1 protein-coding gene is annotated in these 2,071 nt (G+C 69.5%); it reads left to right on the forward strand.

Annotation, left to right across the window (positions count from 1 at the left end):
* The first annotated feature begins 402 nt into the window (after positions 1 to 402).
* Positions 403 to 1,887: a putative glycoside hydrolase gene (locus tag LCD33_RS27670; RefSeq protein ID WP_255615720.1), complete on the forward strand. Its 1,485-nt coding sequence runs from the start codon at positions 403 to 405 to the stop codon at positions 1,885 to 1,887.
* Positions 1,888 to 2,071: the final 184 nt, after the last annotated feature.

Below are 2,071 nucleotides of genomic sequence, written 5' to 3' on the forward strand. Positions count from 1 at the left end.
GCGACGTCAGGGGTGTCGGGGGCGGGGTCCTGGGTGCTGCACGCGGCACCGGACAGGGCGAGCAGCGCCACCGCCGTCACGGCGCAGGTGCGCTCGATCACGCTCAGCATCAGTTCGCACGTTAGTGCAGTTTTCGGCCGATGTGGATACTCAAAGTCACTTGTTGATCTCCACGTTATTACCTGGAAGGGTGGCGCGAACATTCGACCGGCAACGTAACGTGTTCAGTTGTCCGGATTCGCCGACGTCGGGGAGGCGAAAGCTGTGACCGAACCTGCGCCCGAAGGGGCCCCAGGGCCAACGAAACCCAGCCGTGACAACGGAATCGGCGGCATCCCGCAGTGGGCCGTCGTCGCCGTCGCCGTCATCGTGCTGCTGATCGCGGGGTACGTGCTGCTCCGCATGCTGTCCACAGAGGACGTGCGGGTCGACGGGCTGCCGTCGCGCCCGGTCCGCGCCGAGGCGACGGCCGATGGATCCATTCAGATCCGTTCCGAGGGCGGCGGTTCCACCGTTCTGCTCGACGGGAAGCCCGTGCCCACCACGCCCCAGGACGGTGCGGTGGCCGTGCACGCGGCCGCCGTGCCCGACGGCTCCCACGTGCTGGAAGTCGTCACGCCCAGGGCGATCTCCTGGCTCGGCTCCGCCAGCACCACGCAGGAGTTCACAGTGGACAGCGCGCCACCGGAGCTCCAGGTCGAGGATTCGCTGCGGCCCGAGAAGCTCGGCGAACCCGTCACCGTCACCGGCAAGGCCGCGGGCGCCGACCAGGTGACCGTCGCGGGCGAGCCGGTCCGGCCCGGGCCGGACGGCGCGTTCTCCGCCGTCGTCGACCGGCCGGAACGGGAGGTCCAGGTCGTGGCCACCGACCTCGCGGGCAACCGCGCGGAGCGCACCATGACCGTGCACATCAAGCACCCGGGCATGCGCGCCGTGCACATGACCGGGCTCGCCTGGACCAGCGACTCGCTGCGCGAACCCGTGCTCGAACTCGCCAGGCAGGGCCGCATCGACACCGTCGAGCTCGACATCAAGGACGAAAGCGGCGAGATCCCCTACGATTCCGCGCTGCCCGAGGCCAACCGCATCGGCGCCGTGAAGAACTACTACGACGCCCGCGAAGCCCTCGACCAGCTGCACGGCATGGGCGTGCGCGTCGTCGGCCGGCTCGTCGCCTTCAAGGACCCGGTGCTCGGCGAGGCGTCCTGGCGCGAAGGCCACCGGGAACGGGTCGTGCAGACCGCGGACGGCCAGCCGTGGAGCAGCGGGTACGGCGACTTCGCGTTCACCAACTTCGCCGACCCGGCGGTGCGGCAGTACAACATCGACCTCGCCGCCGAAGCCGCGTCGCTCGGGTTCGACGACGTCCTCTACGACTACGTGCGCAGGCCGGACGGCGGCATCGAGAAGATGCGCTTCGCCGGGCTGCGCACCACGCCGGAGCAGGGCATCGCGGACTTCCTCCGCGACACCCAGACGGCGGTCCGCTCGAAGGGGGCGCTGCTCGGGGCGTCGGTGTTCGGCATCGCCGTGGACCGGCCCACCCAGATCGCCCAGGACATCCCGCGGATGGCGAAGTACGTGGACTACATCGCACCGATGGTCTACCCGTCGCACTGGGGGCCGGGCGAGTTCGGCGTCGACGATCCGAACACCCAGCCCTACGAGATCGTGCAGCGCTCGCTCGCCGAGTTCGCCAAGGCGGTCGAGGGCACCGACGTGCAGATCATCCCGTGGCTGCAGGACTTCAGCCTCGGCGCCAGCTACGGGCCCGCCGAGGTGGGCGCGCAGATCAAGGCCGCGCGGGACGACGGCATGCCCTCGTACCTGCTGTGGGCGCCGAACTGCCGCTACCACGGGGAGGCGCTGGTCCCGCAGCAGCCGTAGCCGCACCCGCGGTCGTGGCGGAGTGAACGGACCGTTCGTCCGATCTCGTTGGTCGAACGGTCCGTTGACTCGTGTCGGTGTGGGGTGAACGGACTGTTCGTCCGATCTCGTTGGTCGAACGGTCCGTTGACTCGTGTCGGTGTGGGGTGAACGGACTGTTCGTCCGATCTCGTTGGTCGAACGG

Source organism: Saccharopolyspora sp. 7B, assembly GCF_020177435.1.
In the GTDB taxonomy this organism is placed as follows: domain Bacteria; phylum Actinomycetota; class Actinomycetes; order Mycobacteriales; family Pseudonocardiaceae; genus Saccharopolyspora_C; species Saccharopolyspora_C gregorii.

Bases quoted from the DNA above. Each gene is read 5' to 3' on its own strand.
- LCD33_RS27670 (WP_255615720.1), top strand. From the start codon at position 403: ATGCTGTCCACAGAGGACGTGCGGGTCGACGGGCTGCCGTCGCGCCCG.